The sequence below is a fragment of the Microbacterium sp. STF-2 genome (assembly GCF_034650155.1).
Taxonomy (GTDB): Bacteria; Actinomycetota; Actinomycetes; order Actinomycetales; family Microbacteriaceae; genus Microbacterium; species Microbacterium maritypicum_A.
On record NZ_JARKMW010000001.1, the window covers coordinates 2,234,487 to 2,258,261 of the forward strand.

The window sequence follows — 23,775 nt, forward strand, 5'->3', positions numbered from 1 at the left end:
GGTTGGCGAGGGCTGGGAGAGGATCTCAGGCCCGCACACGGCGCACTCGGGCCCGCGCCTTCTGCACGATCCAGCACACCACGTAGATCGTGAACGACAGGGTTGTGATGTACGGGCTCACCGGGAGCGTGCCGGCGAGGGCCAGCAGGATGCCGCCGACCGCGGAGACGAAGCCGAACAGCGCGGCCAGCAACGGCACGGCGATGGGGCCTGCGGTGACGCGCATCGCGGCGGCCGCGGGGGTGACCAGCAACGCCATCACCAGGAGCGCACCGATGATGTGCACGCTCACCGCGACGATCAGGCCGAGCAGCACCATGAACAGCAGGCTGACGGCACGGGTCGGCACGCCGCGGGCCGCAGCCGATTCCGGGTCGAGCGAGTCGAACCGCAGCGGGTTCCACATCACCAGCAGCCCGATCAACACGACCATGCTGATGCCGATGAGCCAGCCGAGGTCGGGGCTCGAGACCGACACGATCTGGCCGGTGAGCAGGCTGAAGCGGTTGGCGCTGCGGCCGTCGTAGAGCGAGAGGAACAGGATGCCGAGGCCCAGGCCGAACGGCATGAGCACACCCACGATGGAGTTGCGGTCCCTGGCCTTGGCCCCGAGGACCCCGATCAGGATGGCGGCGACGAGCGCTCCGCCGAGAGACCCGGCCACCACGCTTCCGCCGAAGAGCAGGGCGGCAGCCGCTCCCGCGAATGACAGCTCGCTCACGCCGTGCACCGCGAAAGCCAGGTCGCGCTGCATCACGAAGACGCCGATGAGTCCGCCGACGATGCCGAGCACCGCGCCGGCGATGATCGAGTTCGCGAGCAGGGTGACGAGCTCGCCGTAGTCCTGAAACGAGAAGACGTCGCTCCAGTCGACCAGCGGCACGATGCCCAGTGCGACGCTCATGCCGCTCCTCCGTGGTCGTGGTGTCCGTGCTCGTGGTCGCCGTGGTCGTGGTGGGGCTCGGCGTCCGGCACGCCCACGACCACCAGCCGGTCGCCCGCGCGGAGCACGAACACCGGAGTGCCGTAGAGGTCGGTGAGCACGCGCGTCTGCAGCACCTCGTCGGGGGTTCCGAGCAGGAACCGTCCGCCGGCGATGTAGAGGATGCGGTCGACCCGGCCGAGGATCGGGTTGATGTCATGGGTGACGAACAACACCGCCGCCTCGCGCTCACGGCGCTGACGATCGATGATGTCGGTCACGGCGACCTGGTTCGCGAGGTCGAGGTTCGACAGCGGCTCGTCGCACAGCAGCAGATCCGGCTCGTCGGCGAGGGCCTGACCGACCCGCAACCGCTGCTGCTCGCCGCCCGAGAGCAGTCCGACCCGGCGATCGGCGAAGTGCGAGGCGCCGACCGCCTCGAGCAGGTGGTCGACCTTGGCGCGGTCGCCACGGTGCGGGATCGGGAAGCCGAAGCGGCTCCCCTGCACGCCGAGGGCGACGAGGTCGCGGGCTCGCATGCTCGTGTCGGGGGCGAGCGAGCGCTGCTGCGGGATGTACCCGATACGGGAGTTACCGCGGTGCACGGGCTCACCCGCGACGCGGATCGTGCCCGAAGACAGCGGTTGCAGGCCCAGGATGCTCCGCAGCAGGGTGGTCTTGCCCGACCCGGAGGGGCCGAGCACCGCGATGAACTCCCCCGGCTCGACCGTGAGGTCGAGGCCCGACCAGAGTTCGCGATCACCGCGCTGCAGCGACGCGTCGGAGATCTCGAGGACCGGATTCCCGCGCTGTGCGGCGCCGCTCACGACTTGACGGCGGCGGCGAGGCTCTGGATCGCGTCACTCATCCACTCAGAGTACGACGATCCGTCCTCGAGCAGCTCCGTGAAGGCGACGATGGGGATGCCGGCGTCCTTCGCCGCGGTTTCGACGCGCTGGGTCTCGGACCCGCCGGTCTGCGCGTTGGTCAGCAGTGCCGTCACCTGACCGCTGCCGATCACGTCGAGCGCCTGCAGCAGCACGGCCGGGGCGACGTCGGTGCCTTCTTCGACCGACTCGGCGAATCCGTCGGGGGTGACATCGGTGAATCCGGCGGCTGCGGCGAGGTAGCCGGGCAGCGGCTCGGTGATGAAGACGTCGACGTCGGGCGCCTCCGTCTTGAGGGTCGCCAGCTCGGTCTCGAAGCCTTCGAGGTCGGCGGTGAGGGTGGCCGCGTTCGCGGCGAACTCCTTCGCTCCGTCGGGGTCGAGCTCGGTCAGCTCGTCGGCGATGGCCTCTACGACGTGGATCATGGTGTGCGGATCGAACCAGACGTGCTCGTTGAAGCCCTCGATGTGGTCGTGGCCCTCGTGCCCGGCCTCGTCGTCGGCGTGATCGTGCGCCTCGTCCTCGGGCGCGTCGCTCTCCTCGGGGGCAGCGCTCGCCGACTCGTCGGCGTGGTCGTGGCCCGCCTCGTCGTGCCCCTCGTTCCCGGGGAAGTCGTGCGAGTACTCGACGGCTGTGACCACATGCGGGTCCTTCGCGTCCTGCAGCAGCGTGTCGATGAAGGCGTCGTAGCCGCCGCCGTTCTCGATCACGAGGTCGGCCTTCTGCACCGCGAGCCGGTCGCGGGCGCTCGCCTCGTAGGAGTGCGGGTCCTGCGAGGCGGAGGTGATGATCGACTGCACGTCGACGCGATCGCCGCCGATCGTCGCGGCGATGTCGCCGTAGACGTTGGTGCTCGCGACGACCGTGATGGTGCCGTCGTCGCCCTCTCCCGCCGAGGGGGTGGAGCATCCGGCCAGCGTGAGAGCGGCGACGGATGCGAGGGCGAGGGCGACGACGGGCTTCTTCATGCCCTCACTCTAAACGCTAATGAGAACCATTATCAAATCCGCCGCCCCACCTGGCCAGGAACCTGCTGCCCACGAACCTGCCTGCCTGCCAAAACGGAGACGATTCGACGTTCACGCGGGGTGTCGGTGATCAACACCCCGCGCGTGACGCGAATCGTCTCTGTTTTCGCAGCTGCGGGAGCTCAGGCGCGCAGCTCGGCCGGCGCGATCCAGACCGTGGCCTCGCCGGGAAGCGTCGAGCCCTCGAGCGGAGCACTCGCGAGCACGACGTCGGCGGCATCCGCACCGAGGTCGACGGGCGCGGCGCCGAAGTTCGACACCACCTGCCAGCCGTTCGGGCGGGCGAAGCGCAGCACATCGTCGCGGCCGGTCTCGATCCACTCCAGGGTCTCGCCGGTCTGCAGCAGGTGCCGCAGGCGCAGGGCCTCCCGGTACAGCGAGAGCGTCGACGACGGGTCCGCCGCCTCGACGTCGACCGCATACTGCGCGAACCACTCCGGCTGCGGAAGGTGCGCGCCTGCGGCCCCGAATCCGTACGAGGATCCCGCAGCGGTCCACGGCAGCGGCACGCGGCATCCGTCCCGACCGAGGCCGTCGAACTCGGCACCACGGAAGAAGCCCGGGTCCTGACGCTGCTCCGGCGTGATCTGCGCGACCTCGTGGAGACCGAGCTCCTCCCCCTGATAGAGATAGGTGCTGCCAGGCAGGCCGAGCAGCAGCAGGGTGGCCGCGTGCGCCCGGCGGAGCCCGCCCTCACGGTCGAGTGCGTCCGCCGGACCGCCGGCCTTCACCCACTCGGTGCCCTGCTTGACCGGACGGCCGTTCAGTGCCGGGAGCCCGTAGCGGGTGGCATGGCGGGTGACGTCATGGTTCGACAGCACCCAGGTGGTCGACGATCCGGTCGCCGCCGCCTGCTGCAGGTTGTCGGCGATGATGCTGCGGAACTGCGCGGCGTCGAAGTCGGCGACCAGCAGATCGAAGTTGAACGCCTGCCCGAGCCCCTCGGCCGACGCGTACTTCGCCCGGCGCTCCGGCGTCTCCACCCAGGCCTCGGCGACGGCGGTGCGCGGCGGGTCGTACTCGTCGAACACCGCACGCCACTCGGCGTAGATCTCGTGCACGTCGTCACGGTCGACCATCGGGTGCGTGCCCGAGGTGCGGTCCATCGCGTCGAGCTCGGCACGCGAGGGCAGCGGTTCGCTGAGGTCCTTCGTGAGCATGTGGGCGACGTCGATGCGGAATCCGTCGACACCGCGGTCCGACCAGAAGCGCAGCGTCTTCAGGAAGTCGGCGCGCACCTCGGGGTGGTCCCAGTTCAGGTCGGGCTGCTCCACGGCGAAGTTGTGCAGATACCACTGCCCGTCTTCCACGCGCTCCCAGGCACTGCCGCCGAACACCGAGTCCCAGTCGGTCGGCGGCTCGGAGCCGTCGGGTCCGGTGCCCTCGCGGAAGATGTACCGGTCGCGCGCCGCCGAGCCGCGCCCCGCAGCGAGCGCCTCCTGGAACCACTCGTGCTGGTCGGACGAGTGGTTCGGGACGATGTCGACGATCACGCGGATGCCGCGGGAGTGCAGCGCCTCGACCATGTCGTCGAAGTCGGCGAGGGTGCCCAGCCGCGGGTCGACGTCACGGTAGTCGGCGACGTCGTATCCGCCGTCGGCGAGCGCGGACGGATAGAACGGGCTGAGCCAGACCGCATCGATACCGAGGCCCTGCAGGTAGTCGGCCCGGGAGACGATGCCCGGGATGTCACCGATGCCGTCGCCGTTCGCGTCGGCGAAGCTGCGCGGGTAGATCTGGTAGACGGCGGCCTGACGCCACCACGCGGCGTCTTCGGCGGTGCGGGTCTCGGCGAGAAGCGCGTCGGTCATGAGGGGAGGACTCCTTCTGTGTTTCCGGTGATTCGGTGGCTTCGAGTGTTCGGGTTCTTCGGTGGCTTCGAGCGGTTCGAGCGGTGCGGCGGTCAGCCCTTGACGGCGCCCTGGGTGACGCCCTCCATGACCCACCGCTGCGTGAACAGGTAGGCCACGATCGCGGGCGCCATCGCCATGAGGTACGAGGCGAAGGCGACGTTGTAGTTGTTGCTGAACTGGTTCTGGAACAGGTTCTGCCGCACCGGCAGCGTCTGCAGCGCCGGATCGGCGATGATGAGCGACGGCATCATGAAGTCGTTCCAGGCGTAGAGGAAGGCGAAGATGCCGACCGTCGCACTCATCGGGGCGAGCAGCGGGAAGATGAGCTTCCAGAACGTCTGCCAGGTCGTGGCTCCGTCGATGCGCGCGCTCTCCTCGAGCTCGATCGGTATCGAGCGCAGGAACGCGGTGAACAGCAGCACGCTGAAGCTCAGCTGGAACATGGTCGCGAGGATGATCACGCCGAACGGGTTGTCGAGCCCGACGCGTCCGGTGAGCTGGATCTGCGGCAGAGCCACGACCGGGAACGGGATGAACATCGCCGCGAGCAGGTAGAAGAACGAGTAGCGGAACAGCCGACGGTCCCAGTTGCGCACGATGGCGTAAGAGGCGAAGGCCGCCAGCACGATCGTCGCGATCACGGTGCCGGCGGTGACCAGTAGCGAGATGCCCGCACCGACGGGGAACTTCGTCAGCGTCCACGCCTCGACGAAACCGTCGACGCTGAACGGGGCCGGCAGCGAGAAGGCATTGCCGTCGACCGCCTGACCCGTGGTCTTGAGCGCCATCGAGATGGTCACGTACAGCGGCAGGAGCACGGTCACGGCGCACAGGATCAGGATGATCGTGCCCGACCAGTTGACGCGCTCCATGCGCACGCGCGGCTTCTTGCCCGAGGTGGGGACGGTGGTGAGTGTCTGCGTCGACATCAGAGTGCGTTCCTTCCGCGCGTCAGCGACAGCTGGAGGAGGGAGATGAGCACGGCGACGATGAAGAAGATGGTCGCGTTGGCCATCTGATAGGCGTAGTCGCCGCCGTTGAAGCCCGCGATGATCGTCATCGCGACGCTGCGGGTGGAGGTTCCGGGACCACCGTTGGTGAGGCCGACGATGATGTCGTAGGCGTTCAGGAACCCCTTGAATCCGAGGATCACGTTGATCACCACATAGCCCGCGACGAGCGGGAGCGTGATGCGGGTGAGCTGCTGCGCCTTGCTGGCGCCATCGATGCTCGCCGCCTCGTACACCTCGCCGGGAACCGAGAGAAGGCCGGCGATGTAGATCAGCAGGGTGCCGGGCACGGCCTGCCAGGCGGTGACGATGACGATGGCGATCCAGGCGAGGTCGGGGTTGGCGAGCAGGCTCGTCTCGAGCCAGGGGATGCCGGCCGCCGCGCCAGCCGCGGGGATCGAGTTCGAGAACAGGAAGTTGAAGACGTAGGCGATGATGATGCCCGAGATCACCATCGGGATCACGAAGATCGTGCGCAGGCCCGTCTTGAAGCGGATGCGCGAGGTGAGCCCGACCGCCAGCAGGAACGCGACCACGTTGACGACGATCACCGTGGCGATCGAGAACCCGAAGGTGAACAGGTAGCTCTGCAGGATCGACGGATCGCTGAACAGCGCGATGTAGTTCGTCAGTCCGTTGAAGCTCCACTCCCCGATGCCGATCGAGTCGGTGAAGCTGAAGAAGATGCCGATGACTCCCGGAACCGTGATCGCGAGCGTGAAGAGCACCAGCGTCGGCAGCAGGAACAGGTAGTAGATCGGCTCGACGCGACGCGTGTGCCGCCGGAGCTTCCGGTCGCCGCCGGTGACGATGAGGGTCGTGCTGTCACCGGGCGTGGTGGGGGTGGTGGTGCTCATGGCGCGGACTCCTCTGTCTCGCCGGAAGCGGATGGGGCGCCGGAAGCGGACGCGGCGTCCTTCGTCGACGGGATCGGCGCGCGGAAGGCGATGCGGGCCCAGTCCGCGTCCATCGTGCGCAGGATGGAGGTCGGAGAGGCGCCGAGCACCATCGCCTGCGCGTAGTTCATGATCGGAAGCGTCTTGGGCACGAGCACCGACGGGCCCTGGTAGATCTGCCCGTTGTCGTAGTACTCGACCATCCCCTCGATGCGGGGGTCGTCGGGGGCGGGAGCACCCTTCGTCGGGGTGAAGCCGAGCTGCGAGGCGTTGTACTCCGCGATGTTCTGCGGCTCGTAGAGGAACTCGAGGAAGTCGCGGGCGGCCTCCTGATGGCGAGAACCCTCGGGGATCATCGCGGCCAGGTCCATGTTGACGCGCACGCCGAGGTCGGCCGGGTCGTCGGTCATCGGCAGCGGGAAGGTGCCCAACTGCAGGTCGGGTGCGGTCTTCGCGATCTCGCTGAAGGCCCACGGGCCCTGCAGGTACATCGCGGCCTCGCCCTTGCCGAAAGCGAGGTTGCCGTCGCCGTAGCCGCGGCTCGGCGCATCCGCGTTGGTGTAGTCGTTCGCGAGCTGCATCATCTTGTCCATCGGCTCGGCGAAGTCCTTCGAGAACGAGACCGCGGAGTCGGGACCGACGTCCGCGCCCTCATCAGCGAGGGCATCGAAGAAATCGATCACGTCCACCGAGCCGCCCGCGGTGTAGTCGTACCACCCCTGGCCCACGGTCCAGTCGTCCTTGAACGTGCCGTAGAACGGATCGATGCCGGCGGCCTTGAGCTGGTCGCACACCGCGAGCAGCTCGTCCCAGGTCTGCGGGACCTCGAGCCCCTGCGCCTGGAAGATCTCCTTGTTGTAGATGACGGACGCGGCCATCACCGAGTACGGGAGGGCGCTGGTGCGGCCCTCGCAGGACCCGTACTGGTCCATCAGCGGCTGCAGGTCGTCGCGGATGCCCGCGGCGGCGTCGGTGCCTGCGAGATCGGTGAGCGCGCAGCGCTGCACGAACCGGGCGATCTCGTAGTTGTAGTTGGCGAGCATGATGTCGGGCGGGTTGCCCCGCACGAAACTCGCCGAGACGACATCGACGCCCGAGGTGTCGATCTCGACCTTCACGTCGCTCTGCGAGGAGTTGTACTCGGCGACGAGGGCGGTCATGAACTCGATCGCCTCGCGCTTGCTGAAGGTGAAGCGGATGGTCTCCGCTCCCGTGTCGGCGGCGCAACCCGCGAGGGCTGTGCCGACCAGGGTGACCCCCAGGGCCGCGGCCGCCGCTCGCACCGCGCGTGTTCGTCTCTCAGACACCGTCGTCCTTCCGTCATATAAATTCCTGCACTAAATCTAGTGAGCGAATTTACTCTATCGAACGGTACTCTCTCATTGGAGGACAGGGAGGTCAAGGGCCATGACAGAAGTCTCCGCAGACCTGGGAACCGGACGCGCGAGCGTCGGTGCCGTCCTCGACTTCGCCTGGACCGCCGGCGAGTTCACCGCGACAGAGGCGATGGCCGGCACCTCCCTGACCCGTTCCACCGCGATCGACGCCATCGACACGCTGGTCGGGGCCGAGGTGCTGCGCGAGCTGCCGAACGCCCGCGCCGCGGGCACCTACCGCTCCGGCCGCCCCTCGCGTCGCTTCGTCCTCGCCCCCGATCTCGGGGTCGTGATCGGTGTCGACGCGGGAGACACCCACCTCGCCGTGACCGTGGCCGACCCCCTCGATCGGACCCTCGTGCATCACCGCGTGGAGTTCGAGCCGGGGCAGTCGGCGCCCGAGCGGCGCACGGCGATACTGGAGCGCCTGGACGATGCGCTCGCCGAGGCCGAGGTGACGCGCGACCAGGTGCTCGCGCTGTGCGTCGGCGTCGCGGCGCCCGTGAACCGCGACGGCATCTCCCCACCTCACCCGGACGGCTTCTGGGAACGGACCAACCCTGGACTCGCCGAGGCACTGAGCGACTGGGCCCCGGTCGTGCAGATCAAGAACGACGCGCAACTCGCCGCCATCGCCGAGGGCGCTGAGGGCGCGGCGATCGGATGCCGCGACTACGTGGCGCTGCTCGCGAGCGAACGGTTCGGCGGCGGCGTGGTGGTCGACGGCCATGTGCTGCACGGTGCGCACGGCGGTGTCGGCGAGGGCGTCGTCTTCGACCACATCGTGGGTGTGGGTTCGGCGTTCGGGCTCCGCTACGCCGTGCAGGATCAGGTGCGTGCAGCCGTGGATTCCGGGGAGATCGCCGGCGACAGCACCGTCGGCCGGCTCGTCGAGGCCGACCGCATCGACCCCCGTCTGGTCCTGACCCTCGCGGCCTCCGGCGATCCGGACGCCGTGCTGGTCACCTCGCGCGTCGGGGCCACCGTCGCCCGCATCGTCGGCGTGCTCGGCAGCATGTACGACCCGGCGCGCGTCATCGTGTGCGGAGCGGTCGCCGAGAGCATCGAGCCCGTGCTGACCGCAGCCCGTCGCATCCTCCCCGAAGAGCTGCACCTGCCGGCGCCGGAGATCCTCGCGTCGACGCTCGGGGCCGAAGTCGTGTCACGGGGAGCCGTGGCGACCGCCCGGAAGGCGGCGAGGGAGCACGCGGTGCCGCGTCTGGCGGAGGAGCGCCTTCGCGCGAGCGCCTGACGCGGGATCCGGCGCCGCCCTGCGCGCCCCCGCCTCGACATCAGGCCATCTTGCGAGAACCGGCAACCTGCCGCCGGATCGGCATGATCCGGCGCGTTCGCCTGATCTGACGCTGACCGACGCGGGGTCAGTCCACGAGCAGCGCGGGCTCCTCCAGGACCGAGGCGACGTCGGCGATGAAGCGGCTCATGCCGTCGCCGTCGATCACGCGGTGGTCGAACGACCCTGCGACCGTGGTCACCCAACGAGGACGCACCTCGCCGTCGACGACCCACGGCTTCTGACTGATGGTGCCCATCGCCACGATGCCCGCCTCGCCGGGGTTGATGATCGGCGTGCCGGCATCCATCCCGAACACACCGATGTTCGTGATCGTGATCGTGCCGCCCTGCTGATCGGCCGGTGGAGTCTTGCCCTCGCGCGCCGTGAGCGTGAGACGGTTCAGAGCCCGCGCCAGGTCCTTCATGCCGAGGTCCTGCGCGTCCTTGATGTTCGGCACCAGCAGGCCGCGCGGGGTGGCGGCGGCGATCCCGAGGTTCACGTAGTGGCGCACGGCGATCTCCGCACCGGCTTCGGTCTCGATCCAGGCCGCGTTCACCATCGGCGTGCGACGGGCGGCCCAGATCACGGCGCGAGCCATGATCAGCAGCGGCGAGACGCGGATATCGGCGTAATCGGGCGAGGCCTTCAGACGCTTCACGAGCTCCATCGTGCGGCTCGCGTCGATCTCCTTCCAGACCGTCACGTGCGGGGCCGAGTACGCGCTCTGCACCATCGCTGAAGACGTGGCCTTGCGCACACCCTTGACCGGGATCGACTCGGTGCGGTCGTCGCCGGCGGCCGAAGGCTGGGTCGGAGTGAGCCCTCGCGCGAGCCCTGCCGGTGCAGCCTGCGGTGCGGGCACGGTCTCCTCGCGCACGGCTCCCCACTCGGGAGTCTCGATGTTGCGGAAGACGCTCGCCTGCGACGCGTGCTTCATGACGTCGTCCCGGGTGACCTCGCCGTCGGCACCGGTCGCGGCGACCGTGGTGAGGTCGACGCCGAGGTCGCGCGCGAGCTTGCGGATCGGCGGCTTCGCGATCACGCCCACCGACGAGCGCACCGGACGCTCGGCCGGGCGCTTGCGACGCGAAGTGGCGCCGCCGCCCGTGCCGTAGCCGACCAGCACCGATCCGCCGCCCTCTTCTGCGGCGGGAGCCACGGCGACGGGAGCGGCCGTTGCACCCGCCGCAGGCTCGGTCACGAAGGTGATGATGGGCGTGCCGACCTCGACCGTCGTTCCCTCCTCGACCAGCAGCTCGCCCACCACACCCGCGTGCGGCGACGGCAGCTCGACGAGCGACTTGGCCGTCTCGATCTCGCAGAGGACGTCGTTGATCGCGACCGTGTCGCCGGGGGCGACCTTCCAGGCCACGATCTCGGCCTCGGTCAGGCCTTCCCCGACGTCGGGGAGGGTGAAGTTCTGCGTGCTCATGACGAGTCCTTTCGGCCGAGCGGGGATGTCAGTAGGCGAGTGAGCGATCGACGGCCTCGAGGATGCGGTCGGCATCCGGGAGATATGCGCCTTCGAGCTTCGCGGGCGGGAACGGGGTGTCGTAACCGGAGACGCGCAGCACTGGAGCTTCGAGCGCATAGAACGCGCGCTCCATGACGGTCGCCGCGATCTCCCCGCCGATGCTTCCGAAGCCCTGGGCCTCCTGCGCGTAGACCATGCGTCCGGTCTTGCGCACCGAGTCGAGGATGGGCTCGTAGTCGACCGGCGACAGCGAGCGCACGTCGACGACCTCGCAGCTCGTGCCCTCGGCTTCGGCGAGCGCCGCGGCCTGCAGGAGGGTGGTGACCATCGCGCCGTGGCCGACGAGGGTCACGTCACTGCCCGTGCGCACGACACGTGAGGAGTGCAGCGGCACGGCGGAGGAATCGAGCTCGACCTCGCCCTTCTGCCAGTAGCGGCTCTTCGGCTCCATGAAGATCACCGGGTCGTTCGAGGCGATCGCCTCCTGGATCATCCAGTACGCGTCGTTCGGCGTCGACGGCGAGACCACCCGCAGACCCGGGGTGTGCGCGAAATACGCCTCGGGGCTCTCCTGGTGGTGTTCGACCGCGCCGATGTGCCCGCCGTAGGGAATCCGGATCACGATGGGCATGCTGATGGCGCCCTCGTGCCGGTTGGTGAGCTTCGCGAGCTGGGTGGTGATCTGGTCGAACGCGGGGAACACGAAGCCGTCGAACTGGATCTCGATGACGGGACGGAACCCGACCATCGCCATGCCGATCGCGGTCCCGACGATGCCCGACTCGGCCAGCGGGGTGTCCAGCACCCGGCGGTCGCCGAAGTCGCGCTGCAGGTGCTCCGTCACACGGAAGACGCCGCCGAGCTTGCCGATGTCCTCGCCCATGAGCAGGACCTTCGGGTCGTTCTCCATCGCCTTGCGCATACCCGCGTTCAGCGCCTTGCTGAGCGGCATCGTCTCGAGAGTCACCGGGCTCCTCCTTCGAGCGACGCGTCTTCGAACGACGCCTCGTACTGCGCGCGCCAGGCCTTCTGCTGGTCGATCAGCGGATGCGGCTCGCTGTACACGTGGTCGAACATCTTGTCCGGGCTGGGCGGCCCCAGCTCGACCGTGCGGGCGCGCAGATCCTCCGCGGCATCCGCCGCCTCGGCCTCCACGTCGGCGAAGAGCTGCGCCGAGGCACCGCGTCCTTCGAGGAACGCGCGCATCCGGACGATGGGGTCGCGACCGGCCCAGTACTGCTCCTCGTCGCTGCCGCGGTACTTCGTCGGGTCGTCGCTGGTGGTGTGCGCGCCGAGCCGGTAGGTGACGGCCTCGATCGCCTGCGGACCTTTACCGGCACGGGCCTCGTCGAGAGCTGTGCGGGAGACCGCATAGCTGGCCAGCACGTCGTTGCCGTCGACCCGGACGCTCGGGATGCCGTAGCCCGCGCTGCGCTGCACCAGCGGCACACGCGACTGCGTGGAGACAGGCACGGAGATCGCCCAGTGGTTGTTCTGGAGGAAGAAGACGGTCGGCGCCTGGTAGCTCGCGGCGAAGACCATCGCCTCGTGCACGTCTCCCTGGCTGGACGCACCGTCGCCGTAGTAGACGATGACCGCTTCGTCGCGGTCCGGGTCGCCTGTACCGGTGCGGCCGTCGAACGCGAGACCCATCCCGTAGCCGGCCGCGTGCAGCACCTGCGACCCGAGCACGAGGGTGTACAGCCGGGTGTTGCCGTTCTTGGGGTCGGTGGGGTCCCACCCGCCGTGCGAGACACCACGCATCAGCTTGATGATGTCGACCGGGTCGACGCCGCGGATGCGGGTCACCGCGTGCTCGCGGTACGAAGGGAAGATCGTGTCCTGCGCACGGGCCGCACGACCGGAGCCGACCTGCGCCGCCTCCTGCCCCCGGCTCGGCGGCCACAGCGCGAGCTGCCCCTGCCTCTGCAGGTTCGTCGCCTGGGTGTCGATCGCGCGGATGACGACCATGTCCCGGTAGAACTGCTCGAGTTCGGCGTCGCCGATCGCTTCGATCAGGGGAAGGTACCGTTCTGCGGCGGCCGACGGGGCGTACCGTCCGGTCTCGTCCAGAACGCTCACAAGGGGTGTCTCGGAGGTGGTCACGCTCTCACGCTACCCGCGCCCGCATGCGTCGTCACGCATACCTAGGACGCCCTTGTAACTGCCCGGAACCCGGAGAAAACCGCGGAAAACCGCCCCGGGCCGGTGCGGCGACGGCTCAGCGGACCGAAGCGGCCACCTCGAGCACGCGGGCGATGGAGCCCTCCTCGCCCACCGAGATGCGGATGCCGTCCCCCGAGAACGGCCGGACGATGAGGTCGTTCTCGACGAAGGCCGCAGCGACCTCGTCGGTGCGCTCTCCCGCGGGCAGCCAGACGAAGTTGGACTGGGAGTCGGGGACGTCCCAGCCCTGTGCGCGGAGGCCCTCGACCAGGCGGACGCGTCGCTCGACGATCACGGCAACACGCTCCAGCAGCTCGGGCTCGGCGTCGAGGCTCGCGATCGCGGCGTTCTCGGCGGCGGACGTGACCGAGAGGGGGATGCCGGTGGTGCGCGCGGCGTCGAGCACCTTCTCGTGGCCGATCGCGTAGCCGACGCGGAGGCCGGCGAGGCCGTAGGCCTTCGAGAAGGTGCGCAGCACCACGACGTTCGGGTGCTGCTCGAACACGCGCTCGGCGAGACCGTCGACCGCGTCGGGCGCCGTGACGAACTCGGCGTACGCCTCGTCGAGGATGATCAGGACATCGTTCGGGACGCGCTCGACGAAGGCGGTGAACTCGGCTGACGTGATGATCGGACCGGTCGGGTTGTTGGGCGTGCACAGGATGATCGCACGGGTGCGGTCGGTCACGGCGTCCGCCATCGCGTCGAGGTCGTGGCGGGAGTCGGCGGTGAGCGGAACCTGCACCCCGGTCGCGCCCGCCACGAGCGGCAGGCTCGGGTAGGCCTCGAAGGAACGCCAGGCGTAGATGACCTCATCGCCGACCGATGCGGTCGCGAGGATCAGCTGGTGCAGGATCGACACGCTGCCGGAAGCGACGTGCACCTGGTCGGGCTCGACCCCGTAACGGGCTCCGAGACGCGCGCGCAGGCGGCCGGCGGTGGCATCCGGGTAGCGGTTGATCGGCGTCGTGCTCTGCAGGGCTTCGAGCACCGAGGGCAGCGGATCGAAGGGGTTCTCGTTGCTCGACAGCTTGAACGCATCGGGCCCTGCCTGCTTGCCCTGACGATACGGCGCGAGAGCGGCGATGGCGGGACGGATGCGGGGCAGGATCGGCTCGGTCACGAGGTCGAGTCTACGAGGGCAGCAGGCTCTTCCCCGGCGGCTTCTCCCCTGTCGACGACCGATTCGCGGTCGTACCATTCCGGTATGGCGATGACGGTGCGACTTCCGGAAGAACTCGATGCTCAGCTCGAGGCGATCGCGCGCGCCCGGCACACCTCGAAGCACGCGGTGATCATCGAGGCGGCGACGAGCTTCGCGAACAGCGAGTCGAAGACGGATCGCGTGCTCTCCATCGCGGACGAGATCACCGAGCGCTACCAGGCCCTCGCCCTGATCGCGAAGCTCGGCCTGCACGTCCGCGACGAAGGACTGCTCTTCTCCGCGCTCGCTTGACCATCCGCAGGGATGTTCGGCGCCGACGCGTACCCGACGTTCGAAGCGAAGGCCGCCGCGCTGACAGTTCGGTAGCTCAGAACCACGCGCTGTTCGATGGTAACGAGCGCATCTCGCTCTGCCTCACCTTCATCTTCATCCGACTCAACGGCTACGAGCCGACGTTCACGAACGACGAGGCATTCGACTTCGTCCTCGACGTCGCACAGAGTCGGTTGGACTTGAAGCAGATCGCGCAGGTCATTGCCGCCCATATCCGGGAAGACACGGCGCGCTGACATCTCGCGGGCGTCCGTGGGACACTGGTCGGACTATGCGCTTCATCATCCGCGTCGTCGTCAACGCCTTCGCCCTCTGGGTCGTCACGCTCATCCCCGCCCTGCAGGTCGTGATCACCGCCTTCCCACCCGGCGAGACGCTGCAGCTGGTGCTGACCCTGCTCGCGGTGGCCGCGATCTTCGCCCTCGTGAACACGATCATCGGCACCGTGGTGAAGATCGTCGCGTTCCCGCTCTACATCATCACGTTCGGGCTGATCGGGTTCCTGATCAACGGCTTCCTGCTGTGGCTGACGGCCTGGATCACGAGTGGCTTCGGCTGGGGCCTGACGGTCGGCGACTTCTGGTGGGGCGTGGTGGCCGCGCTCATCATCTCGATCATCAACGGCATCTTCGGCTTCATCCTGCGCCCGCAGAGCAAGAGCCGCCGCGACTGAGAAAGCGCGCTCCTCCCGCCGCTCGAAAAGCAGCCGGCTGATCTCGAAGTCGGTCATCACCCCTTTCGCTCGGCGTGGTACTCGGTCCGCTCGACCTCGACCGCCTGGCCGAGCTCGTCCCAGTAGTCGTCGAGAGCCTCGGCGCGGGGATCGCCCGACGCATCCACCATCTCCGCTGTCTCGATGTAGGTCTCGAGATGGTGGGTCTGCAACTGCAGATCCTGCATCCCGTCGTGCGGATCCCCTTCGCGCGAGGCCGTGAAGCTGTCGGGGGATCCCGTGCCGGCCGCGGAGCCCCCGGCGGCGAGCGCCGAGACGACGTCGTCGGTGTGGCGGAGCTGGACCAGGGTCTGATCCTCTCCGAGCGTCGGTTCGGTCGGGCTCCCCGCGGTCAGCTGCATCGACACCTCGAAATCGCTCTCCATCGCGAGATGGGCGGCGATCATCCCGCCCTGCGAATGCGCGACCACGTCGACCTGATCCCCCGGCCTCGCCCCCGCCGCGCCCAACGCGTCGACCGTGGCCTGATACGACGCCGATGCGCGGCCCTGATAGAGCTCGATGTTCGACTTCATGTCCCACGGCTCGGACTTCCCCGACCGCCACGGCAGGGACTCCTGAGTCCCGGCGACGTAGGCCACATACCGGGTCGCCCCACCGACCATCGTGTATTTCTCGACCGCGACCTGCGAGGCCGCTCCCGGTATGCGACGGAATGCCGCAGCGAGGCCGGCAGGCGCATTCGGAGCCGACGTCTTCACGGGCGTGACCTGCACGGGATCGGCCTTCCCCGCCAGCGTCATCCCCGGCCGGACCGTGCCGAGCCCGGATGCGACGCCCACCATCGCCCCGGCGAGGAACAGCGGCGGGAGCGCCCCCGCCAGGTCGTACTGCTCGCCCAGTCCCTCGAATCGCCGCTCCTTCCAGCCGGCCACCAGCCACTCGGCCATGGTCCCGATCCGTTCGTCATCGGCGACGAGCCGGTCGGCGCGCGCCTGCACGGCGCTCGCCGCCGCGGCATCGGTGAGGGCGAGCGCCTCCGCCTGCGCGCGCAGCTCGACCACCTCGAACGCGTCAGCCATCACCAGGGTTCCCGTGCAGGCGTTCTCGATCTCGACGCACAGTTCATCGATCCGCTCGACACTCCGTTGCAGTGCACCGACATCGACTCCCGAACCGGTCTCCGGCGCCGAGGAGATGAGCGCGTGTGCCCGGCGGACCGCGGCGCGTGCGTGGTCGTACTCCGACGCCACCGATCGCATCCGTGCCCCGAGATCGCGCAGCTGCTCGGTGTCGACGGCGATCGCCCCGCCGTGATCGATGCTCAATCCCCCGCCATCCGCCGACGGTTCCCTGCCTGCGACCATGCTCATTCCGCCGCCCTCATTACGCCGCTCATACCGCCCCGCCGAGTTCCCATCTCCGCACCGAGAGGTGTCCGATCTCGACTCCGGTGTCGTCGCGCAGCCGTTCGAGCAACGCGTTCAGCGCGCGGAACCCCTCGGACTGCCAGTCGGAGCGATCGGTGAGCGCGACCAGAGTCGCCCCGGATTCTTCGAGCGTGGAGATCGCCTCTCCGATCTCCTGGGAGGCGAGAAGCAGGTCGCCGAGGTGCGCGGAGCCGCCATCGAGGATGTTGACGAACGAGTACATGGCCCCAGCTTCCGGGATCACGGGCTTCTCGCCCGGCCCGATCGCCGCGAACGGTGGAGAGATGGATGCCCGGTCAGGGTGTGCAGAGGATCGCGCGAGGCGGTGCGCGCTGTGCAGGAGGCCCGCGGCCGGGCAGAATGTAGGTGTGACATCCCCGGATCCCTTCCGCGTGATCTTCGTCTGCACGGGGAACATCTGCCGCTCTCCCATGGCCGAGGTCGTCTTCCGCGACCTCGCCGAGCGGCAGGGACTCGGCCCGCGCATCGTCTCGCGCAGCGCCGGAACAGGCGACTGGCATCTCGGCGAGCGCGCCGACCACCGCACGATCGATTCCCTGGCCCGTCGCGGTTACGACGGCTCCCAGCACCGCGCCCGCCAGTTCACCGCCGCGGCCTTCGCGGACAACGACCTCGTCGTGGCCCTCGATCGCACGCACGAGCGCATCCTGCGGGAATGGGCGCACGACGAGGACGAGGAGGGGAAGGTCACCCTGCTTCTCGCCTTCGACCCGAACGCCACGACCCATGACGTGCCCGACCCCTACTACGCGGGCGCGGAGATGTTCGATTCCGTGCTCGGTATGATTGAGGCGGCGACTCGGGGCCTGTTCCGCCAGCTCGAACCCGCTCTGCGTCTCCCCCGCACGCCCCGCATCTGAGGGGCCCGATCAGGAGGACTCCCCTGACTTTCCAGCCTTCGCTCCCGCCGCAGCCCCTGAGCCCGCTCGACGGTCGCTACCGCGGCGCCGTCACCGGTCTCGCCGACTTCCTGTCCGAGGCCGGCCTGAACCGGGCGCGCGTCGAGGTCGAGGTCGAGTGGCTGATCGCCCTCACCGACCGCTCGCTGTTCGAGACCTCGCCGCTGCCGGAGTCGGACAAGGAGCGCTTGCGCGCCCTCTACCGCGACTTCGGTCAGGCCGAGATCGACTGGCTCGCCGAGAAGGAAGCCGTCACCCAGCACGACGTGAAGGCGATCGAGTACCTCGTGCGCGATCGACTCTCGACGCTCGGACTCGACGGCATCGCCGAACTCACGCACTTCGCGGCCACGAGTGAAGACATCAACTCCGCCTCCTACGCCCTCACCGTGAAGCGCGCTGTCGAGGAGGTCTGGCTCCCGGCCCTCGACACCGTGATCGCGAAGCTCCGCGAGCTCGCCGTCGAGCACGCCGACGCCGCGATGCTCTCGCGCACGCACGGCCAGCCCGCGACGCCCTCGACGATGGGCAAGGAGCTCGCGGTGTTCGCCTGGCGCCTCGAGCGGGTGCGCGGTCAGATCGCCGCCTCCGACTACCTGGCCAAGTTCTCCGGCGCGACCGGCACCTGGTCTGCGCACCTGGCCGCAGACCCCGACGCCGACTGGCCGACCATCGCCCGCGAGTACATCGAGGGCCTGGGGCTCGGCTTCAACATCCTCACTACCCAGATCGAGTCGCACGACTGGCAGGTCGAGCTGTACGACCGCGTGCGTCACGCCGGCGGCATCCTGCACAACCTCGCCACCGACATCTGGACCTACATCTCGCTCGGCTACTTCGCGCAGATCCCGGTCGCCGGGGCCACCGGTTCGTCGACGATGCCGCACAAGATCAACCCGATCCGCTTCGAGAACGCCGAGGCGAACCTCGAGATCTCGGGCGCCCTGCTCGCATCGCTCGGCCAGACGCTGGTCACCAGCCGCCTGCAGCGCGACCTGACCGACTCGACCACGCAGCGCAACATCGGCGTGGCTTTCGGGCACTCGCTGCTCGCGCTCGACAACCTGCGCCGCGGCCTGAACGCGATCTCGCTGTCGCGCGACGTGCTGCTCGCCGACCTCGACGTGAACTGGGAGGTGCTGGCCGAGGCCATCCAGACCGTCATCCGCGCCGAGGTCGTCGCCGGACGCTCCACGATCACCGATCCGTACGCACTCCTCAAGGAGCTGACGCGCGGCCACAGGGTGGGCGCGGCCGACCTCGCCGAGTTCGTGCAGGGTCTCGAGATCGGCGACGCCGCCAAGCAGCGCCTGCTCGCGCTGACCCCGGCGACGTACACGGGTATCGCAGAGAAGCTCGCGCAGTAGCCGCGAGGCTGAGCCCGACTCCTCACCCAGTCGCCGTCACGATCGACGAGTGCACGGGTCAGGAAGGCACGCGGGCTAGGGGGCCGACTCTCCGGAGTGCTCCTCGACACTGTCCTTCGGCATGAAGACGGCGGCGAGCAGGGTGAGCACCGCGGTCACGGCGACCGCGACGAACACCCACACCGACGCATGGATGATCGTGCCGGGATCGTCGGGACCGACGCCCTGCGCGATCACGGCATTGGAGATCGCCCCGAACACGGCCACGCCGACGGCGCTCCCGGCCGAGCGCGCGAACGCGTTCATACCCGTCACCGCCCCGCGCTCGCCCCAGCCGACCGAGGCCTGCGCGGCGATCAGCGTCGGCGCCGCACTCCATCCGAGCCCGAAGCCGAAGAGGAACGCGATGCCGGCGATCACGAACGGATTCGGCCACGAGGCGACCGAGGCCAGGGCGATGGCGGCGACCGTCGTGATGCTCATGCCGATCAACGTGGTGCGGCGGAAGCCGATGCGCAGGTACAGGCGTCCCGCGTTCGCGGCGGCGAGCGGCCAGCCGAGGGTCAGAGCGGCGACCGCGAGACCGGAGAGCAACGGGGCGATGCCGGTGGACCCTTCGAGGTAGGCCGGAGCGAAGCTGGTGACACCGAGCATCAGTGCGCCGACACCGAGCGACACGATCGTGGTGGTGAGGATGAGCCGTCGACCCGCGAGGCGCAGGTCGACGATCGGCTCGGCGACGCGGCGCTCGACGAACCCGAAGGCGATCAGCGCGATCACTCCCAGACCGAAGCAGAGGGCGCTCTGCACCGACAGCCACGCCCAGGCGTTCCCGCCCTCGAGCATGCCGAGGATGAGCGCGGTCAGCCCGATCGTGAGCAGCACCGCTCCCCCGTAATCGATGCTGTGCTTCTGGGTCTGCTTCTGCTCCTTGTAGTTGCGCAGCAGCATCCATCCGGCGATCAGACAGAGCGGGATGTTGATCCAGAAGATCCACCGCCAGGCGTCGAACTGCGCGAAGATCCCCCCGAGCGCCGGGCCGACGACCGACGAGATCGCCCAGACGCTCGCGACGTATCCCTGCACCTTGGCACGTTCGGCGACGGTGTAGATGTCGCCGACGATGGTCATCGACATCGGTGCCACGGCACCGGCGCCGATGCCCTGGATGATGCGGAACACGATCAGCGCGGGCATGCTCCACGCGAATCCGCAGAGGATGGAGCCGAGCAGGAACAGGGCGATGCCGAGCAGGATGATCGGCTTGCGTCCGACGGTGTCCGCGAAGCGGGAGTAGATGGGGACGCTCACGGCCTGTGCCAGGAGGTACACCGAGAACAGCCATGGGAACTGCTGGTAGCTGCCGAGGTCGCGGACGATGCTGGGCACGGCGGTCGCGAGGATCGTGGCGTCGATCGCGATCAGGCCGGTGGCCAGCATGAGCGCGCCGAGAATGGGGCCCCGCTCCGACCGGAGTCCGATGGAGGCGCGGTCGACGGAGGCAGTCACTACAGGGACAAGCCGATCAACCGCAGCGGTATTCCGGATTCATGCGGGATGGCGGCACCGACGTCGCCCTCCGACGTCGGTGCCGCCGGGGTCAGTGCGCCGGGCCGAGGTCGCGCATGGGCTTGCCGTTCTTCGGGTTGCCCGGCTTCACCTTGCGACGTTCTCCGTTCACGACCACGATCACGTTGCTCATGTTCGGTGCCCGATCGGCGACGACGTCGTAGGCGACGACCTTCCCGTCCCGCCACGTGCAGTCCACGCGGTATCCGCCCCGTGCGCGGAGCCCGGCGAACGATCCGCTCACCGCCCAGTCCGCGGGGACGGCGGGCAGCAGCCGGATGACGTCGCCATGACTCTGCACGAGCATCTCCGCGATCGCGCCGACGATGCCGTAGTTGCCGTCGAGCTGGAACGGCGGGTGGTTCGCCCACAGGTTCTGCAGGATGTTGTACGTGAGCAGGCCGCGGACCATGATGCCTGCCCGCTCGGCGTCGCCCAGGCGCGCGAAGAGTCCCGCGCGCCACGGCCAGGTCCAGGAACGGCGACTGTCGCCCGAGACTGTGGCAGCGGTGAACGGCACGCCCTCCTTCTCTCCGCAACGCGCCTTGAGTGAGACCAGTGCCGCCGCCGAGAGCTCCGGAGTATCCGGGGTGATCTGGCGTCCCGGGTACACGGCGAACAGGTGCGAGGTGTGCCGATGGATGTCGTTCGGGTCGTCGCGGTCGGTCTGCCACTCCTGGAGCTGCCCCCAGCGGCCGATCTTGTTCGGAGCCAGGCGCTGCTGCATGTCGGCGATCGTCCCCTGGTACTTCTTGTCGACGCCGAGGGCCTTCGCGCATTCGAGGTAGTTCTGGAAGAGGTCCCAGATGATCTGCTGATCGTGCATCACCCCGTCTTCGCGCGGGCCGTGCTCGGGAGACCAGCCCATCGGCGCGACCAGGGTGCCGTCGGGGAGCTCTTTGAGCTGGTCCTCCCAGAACTGGCAGATCTCCTTGATCAGCGGGTAGGCCAGATCGCGCAGGTACTTCTTGTCCTGCGTGAACGCCCAGTGCTCGTAGAGGTGCTGCGCATACCAGGCGCTGGCGATCGTGTTCCACTCCCACGCGTTGCCGCCGAAGATGCTCTGCGAGGTGCGGGCGGTCCACCCGCGCACGTCGGCGCCGAACGCGTTCCGCGTGGCGATTCTGCTGGGCACGGCCACCTCACGGATGAAGGTCGCGAGGGCCTCGTGCGACTCCGGGAGGTCAGCGGTCTCGGCCCCCCAGTAGTTCATCTGGATGTTGATGTTCGTGTGGTAGTCGCTGGCCCACGCCGGCTGATTGCTGTTGTTCCACAGTCCCTGGAGGTTGGCGGGCAGCCCGCCGGGCTTCGACGAGCTGAGGAGCAGATAGCGCCCGTAGGCGTAGAGCGTCTGCTCCAGCGTCGGGTCGGCCTCGCCCGTGCCGTAGCGGAGCAGTCGACGGTCGGTGGGCATCGCCATCACGGCGCCGTCGGTGACCCCCCATTCGACCTTCGCGCGCTGCATGAGCTCGGAGACCTGCGCGGTGTGCGCCGAGCGGAGGCTCTTCCACGAGCGGGAGGCCGCCGCGTTCAGGGCCTTCTCGATCGCCGGCTGCGGCGCCGCACCGCGCCATCCGTGTGCGGCGCTCAGGCGGTAGTCGGTGCGGGCGTCGAGCAGCAGGGTGATGCTCGCTGCGCCGGAGACGCGCAGTCCGCCCTCGGCGGCGACCACCTCTCCGTCGGTCTCCGCGATGCGCACCGCGGCCGCGTGCGTGAGGTTGTTGGCCATGGTTCCGGCGAAGCCCATTCGGCGGCCGCCCGCGTCGACTGTCGTCGCGACGCCGTCCTGCTTCGAGACCAGGGTGATGAGAGCGGTGAGCGCACCGGGGCGGTCGGCGGTGAACCGCACCGCGATCACGTCGGCATCCCGACTGGCGAACGCCTCACGCAGCACCGTGCCCTGTGCGGTGGCGAAGTGGGTGCTGTGGGTGCCGTCCGCGATATCGAGTGCACGTCGGTAATCGACGACGGCGCGGGCTCCGGCGGTGCTGAAGCCACCGCCGGTGAAGGCGATGCCGCCGAGACGGAGCGCGCCGGGTGCGGAGAACGAGATGCGGTACATCGTGTAGGCGGTGGTGTTCGCGAACGAGAAGACCCGCCCGGTGCCGCGCTCCGGGAACGTCTCCCCGGTGCGCGTGTCGAGCGTCTTCCAGCCGAGCCCGTCGTCCGAGCCGGAGACCGTCCAGTCCCGCGGATCCTGTTCCGGCGCGTCGGGAGCACTCGTGAGCACGTAGCCGTTCAGGGCGAGCTTGGCGCTGAGCTCGACCTGCCAGACCGCCCCTGACCCGGTCGACGGAACCGCCCAGACGGTCGCGGGGTCGGCGTCCACGGTGCCGACGAGGGAGTCGGCGTGGCCGCTGGGCGACGACACGTAGACGGCGCTCCCCTGTGCGAGGTCGACCCCGCCGAGCGCGACCTCGGCGACCTGGAAGTGACTGACCCCCGCCTTCGGCGCGAAGACGAAGCGGTAGTGCGCGTACGCCGTCGTGTTCGCGAACGAGAAGCTCTTGGTCTGGAGCCGCTGCGGGAACGGCGCTTCAGCCCGCGTGTCGAGCGCGACCCAGGCCGCTCCATCGGCAGACCCTTCGAACCGCCAGTCCTGCGGATCGCGGGCGGGGACGTCGTTCGCGCTCGTGAGCGCGTAGGAGGAGACGGCGACCGGCTCCGCGAGATCGGCCTGCCAGATCACCTCGGCGGGCGGCGCGATCAGACACCACTTCGTGGCCGGATTCCCGTCGAAGGTCTTCTCGACGCTCTCGCCACCCGATACCTCGTACGGGCCTCCCGGCGAGCTCACGACGGTGCGCGCGCCGAACGCGACGGTCACCTCGCCGAAGTCGCGGAACGAACCGAAACCGGTGACGCTGGTGTCGTACGCTCCGTCGGGCTGGCCGGCGAGCGCGTTGTCGTAGTCGTTGACGCCGCCCCACAGGCTCTGCTCGCTGAACTGGATCACTTCGGCGTCCGGGTTCCCGAACAACTTCGCGCCGAGGCGCGCGTTGCCGATGGGGAGCGCCTGCGTCTCCCAGCTCGTCGCCGGGGTCGCGTACCAGAGGGCGTACGGCGAGAGCTGCGGACGCGGGATCGCACCGGCGGGGACGGCGCGCAGAGCGGCGTCCACCGAGAATGCGTTCGCAGCCGCAGGCCGAGCGGCCAGGAATTGAGGGACGAGCGGGGCGAGGAGGGCGAGGCCGCCCACCTGCAGCGCCTGTCGGCGGGAAATGGGGTCCATCATCACAGCAAACCTCCGGAGCATCGTTGATCATCTGGGGCCGTGCGGTCTCGCAACCGGTCGTGGATGCGGGGCGCGTCAGAAGTCAGTGTCCGACACGAGACATCGGATGTCTAGAGACGATTGTCCAGAGGGTACGCCGAAAGTACCCGAGATCCGCGCAACTCAGAACGCCTGACG

21 protein-coding genes are annotated in these 23,775 nt (G+C 68.9%); 6 read left to right on the forward strand and 15 right to left on the reverse strand.

The features are described 5' to 3' along the window. Positions 1–25 precede the first annotated feature (25 nt). From MicroSTF_RS10795 to MicroSTF_RS10825, 7 genes are all read right to left on the reverse strand, one after another. Positions 26–904, reverse strand: a complete 879-nt coding sequence (locus MicroSTF_RS10795) for a metal ABC transporter permease (RefSeq protein WP_029264828.1) — start codon at positions 902–904, stop codon at positions 26–28. Then, entirely contained in the window at positions 901–1,749 is an 849-nt protein-coding gene (locus MicroSTF_RS10800) for a metal ABC transporter ATP-binding protein (protein WP_322955530.1), read from the reverse strand. Before MicroSTF_RS10800 ends, MicroSTF_RS10795 begins: the two co-directional genes overlap by 4 nt. Beyond that, a complete protein-coding gene (locus MicroSTF_RS10805; RefSeq protein ID WP_297557543.1) occupies positions 1,746–2,777 on the reverse strand; it encodes a metal ABC transporter solute-binding protein, Zn/Mn family in 1,032 nt (343 codons plus the stop codon). The genes MicroSTF_RS10800 and MicroSTF_RS10805 overlap by 4 nt, the downstream gene beginning before the upstream one ends. A gap of 182 nt (positions 2,778–2,959) precedes the next feature. After that, positions 2,960–4,648 carry an alpha-amylase family glycosyl hydrolase gene (locus MicroSTF_RS10810; RefSeq protein WP_297557539.1) on the reverse strand — a complete coding sequence of 563 codons (1,689 nt, stop codon included), beginning with the start codon at positions 4,646–4,648 and terminating at the stop codon, positions 2,960–2,962. A gap of 92 nt (positions 4,649–4,740) precedes the next feature. Next, complete coding sequence (locus MicroSTF_RS10815; protein ID WP_021201606.1) at positions 4,741–5,619, reverse strand: carbohydrate ABC transporter permease; 879 nt, start codon at positions 5,617–5,619, stop codon at positions 4,741–4,743. Then, positions 5,619–6,557, reverse strand: coding sequence for a carbohydrate ABC transporter permease (locus tag MicroSTF_RS10820; RefSeq protein ID WP_021201605.1), 939 nt, complete (start codon positions 6,555–6,557; stop codon positions 5,619–5,621). The genes MicroSTF_RS10815 and MicroSTF_RS10820 overlap by 1 nt, the downstream gene beginning before the upstream one ends. Further along, positions 6,554–7,903, reverse strand: a complete 1,350-nt coding sequence (locus tag MicroSTF_RS10825) for an ABC transporter substrate-binding protein (protein WP_297557534.1) — start codon at positions 7,901–7,903, stop codon at positions 6,554–6,556. The genes MicroSTF_RS10820 and MicroSTF_RS10825 overlap by 4 nt, the downstream gene beginning before the upstream one ends. A 100-nt stretch (positions 7,904–8,003) precedes the next feature. Here MicroSTF_RS10825 and MicroSTF_RS10830 point away from each other — a divergent pair, with 100 nt between their 5' ends. Next, positions 8,004–9,224 carry an ROK family protein gene (locus MicroSTF_RS10830; RefSeq protein WP_029264834.1) on the forward strand — a complete coding sequence of 407 codons (1,221 nt, stop codon included), beginning with the start codon at positions 8,004–8,006 and terminating at the stop codon, positions 9,222–9,224. Positions 9,225–9,351: 127 nt separating this feature from the next. Here the strand turns inward: MicroSTF_RS10830 and MicroSTF_RS10835 are convergent, their stop codons facing one another. The 4 genes from MicroSTF_RS10835 to MicroSTF_RS10850 all read right to left on the reverse strand — a co-directional run bounded on the left by MicroSTF_RS10835 (position 9,352) and on the right by MicroSTF_RS10850 (position 14,029). Further along, positions 9,352–10,698: a dihydrolipoamide acetyltransferase family protein gene (locus tag MicroSTF_RS10835; protein WP_029264835.1), complete on the reverse strand. Its 1,347-nt coding sequence runs from the start codon at positions 10,696–10,698 to the stop codon at positions 9,352–9,354. A gap of 28 nt (positions 10,699–10,726) precedes the next feature. Then, the gene (locus MicroSTF_RS10840) at positions 10,727–11,692 is read right to left on the reverse strand and encodes an alpha-ketoacid dehydrogenase subunit beta (protein ID WP_029264836.1); all 966 of its coding nucleotides are present in this window, start codon (positions 11,690–11,692) and stop codon (positions 10,727–10,729) included. An 11-nt stretch (positions 11,693–11,703) separates the two neighbouring features. Beyond that, complete coding sequence (locus MicroSTF_RS10845; protein ID WP_029264838.1) at positions 11,704–12,846, reverse strand: thiamine pyrophosphate-dependent dehydrogenase E1 component subunit alpha; 1,143 nt, start codon at positions 12,844–12,846, stop codon at positions 11,704–11,706. A gap of 115 nt (positions 12,847–12,961) precedes the next feature. Beyond that, positions 12,962–14,029 (reverse strand): histidinol-phosphate transaminase, encoded by a 1,068-nt coding sequence (locus tag MicroSTF_RS10850; protein WP_322955539.1) that lies wholly within the window; start codon positions 14,027–14,029, stop codon positions 12,962–12,964. A gap of 84 nt (positions 14,030–14,113) precedes the next feature. Here MicroSTF_RS10850 and MicroSTF_RS10855 point away from each other — a divergent pair, with 84 nt between their 5' ends. Genes MicroSTF_RS10855 through MicroSTF_RS10865 form a run of 3 tightly spaced genes read left to right on the forward strand, consistent with a single transcriptional unit; the run spans position 14,114 to position 15,077 of the window. Continuing rightward, positions 14,114–14,362, forward strand: coding sequence for a ribbon-helix-helix protein, CopG family (locus tag MicroSTF_RS10855; protein WP_315068503.1), 249 nt, complete (start codon positions 14,114–14,116; stop codon positions 14,360–14,362). Then, positions 14,359–14,640 carry a type II toxin-antitoxin system death-on-curing family toxin gene (locus MicroSTF_RS10860; protein ID WP_168436352.1) on the forward strand — a complete coding sequence of 94 codons (282 nt, stop codon included), beginning with the start codon at positions 14,359–14,361 and terminating at the stop codon, positions 14,638–14,640. The genes MicroSTF_RS10855 and MicroSTF_RS10860 overlap by 4 nt, the downstream gene beginning before the upstream one ends. Before the next feature lie 35 nt (positions 14,641–14,675). Further along, complete coding sequence (locus tag MicroSTF_RS10865) at positions 14,676–15,077, forward strand: phage holin family protein (RefSeq protein ID WP_021201595.1); 402 nt, start codon at positions 14,676–14,678, stop codon at positions 15,075–15,077. Positions 15,078–15,133: 56 nt separating this feature from the next. Here the strand turns inward: MicroSTF_RS10865 and MicroSTF_RS10870 are convergent, their stop codons facing one another. Together MicroSTF_RS10870 and MicroSTF_RS10875 are read right to left on the reverse strand one after the other, a co-directional pair. Next, complete coding sequence (locus MicroSTF_RS10870; protein ID WP_315068509.1) at positions 15,134–16,450, reverse strand: hypothetical protein; 1,317 nt, start codon at positions 16,448–16,450, stop codon at positions 15,134–15,136. Between the two features lie 22 nt (positions 16,451–16,472). After that, entirely contained in the window at positions 16,473–16,751 is a 279-nt protein-coding gene (locus MicroSTF_RS10875; RefSeq protein WP_315068511.1) for a hypothetical protein, read from the reverse strand. 187 nt (positions 16,752–16,938) lie between these two features. Between MicroSTF_RS10875 and MicroSTF_RS10880 the strand changes: the two genes are divergently transcribed. After that, the gene (locus MicroSTF_RS10880; RefSeq protein ID WP_231479804.1) at positions 16,939–17,388 is read left to right on the forward strand and encodes a low molecular weight protein-tyrosine-phosphatase; all 450 of its coding nucleotides are present in this window, start codon (positions 16,939–16,941) and stop codon (positions 17,386–17,388) included. A gap of 23 nt (positions 17,389–17,411) precedes the next feature. Continuing rightward, on the forward strand, positions 17,412–18,794 hold the full coding sequence (purB, locus tag MicroSTF_RS10885; protein WP_046399053.1) for an adenylosuccinate lyase: 1,383 nt from the start codon (positions 17,412–17,414) through the stop codon (positions 18,792–18,794). 75 nt (positions 18,795–18,869) lie between these two features. Here purB and MicroSTF_RS10890 read toward each other — a convergent pair whose 3' ends face one another. Both MicroSTF_RS10890 and MicroSTF_RS10895 read right to left on the reverse strand, forming a co-directional pair. After that, complete coding sequence (locus MicroSTF_RS10890; protein WP_029264843.1) at positions 18,870–20,303, reverse strand: MFS transporter; 1,434 nt, start codon at positions 20,301–20,303, stop codon at positions 18,870–18,872. 91 nt (positions 20,304–20,394) lie between these two features. Continuing rightward, a complete protein-coding gene (locus MicroSTF_RS10895; protein WP_208323783.1) occupies positions 20,395–23,598 on the reverse strand; it encodes a glycosyl hydrolase family 95 catalytic domain-containing protein in 3,204 nt (1,067 codons plus the stop codon). Positions 23,599–23,775: the final 177 nt, after the last annotated feature.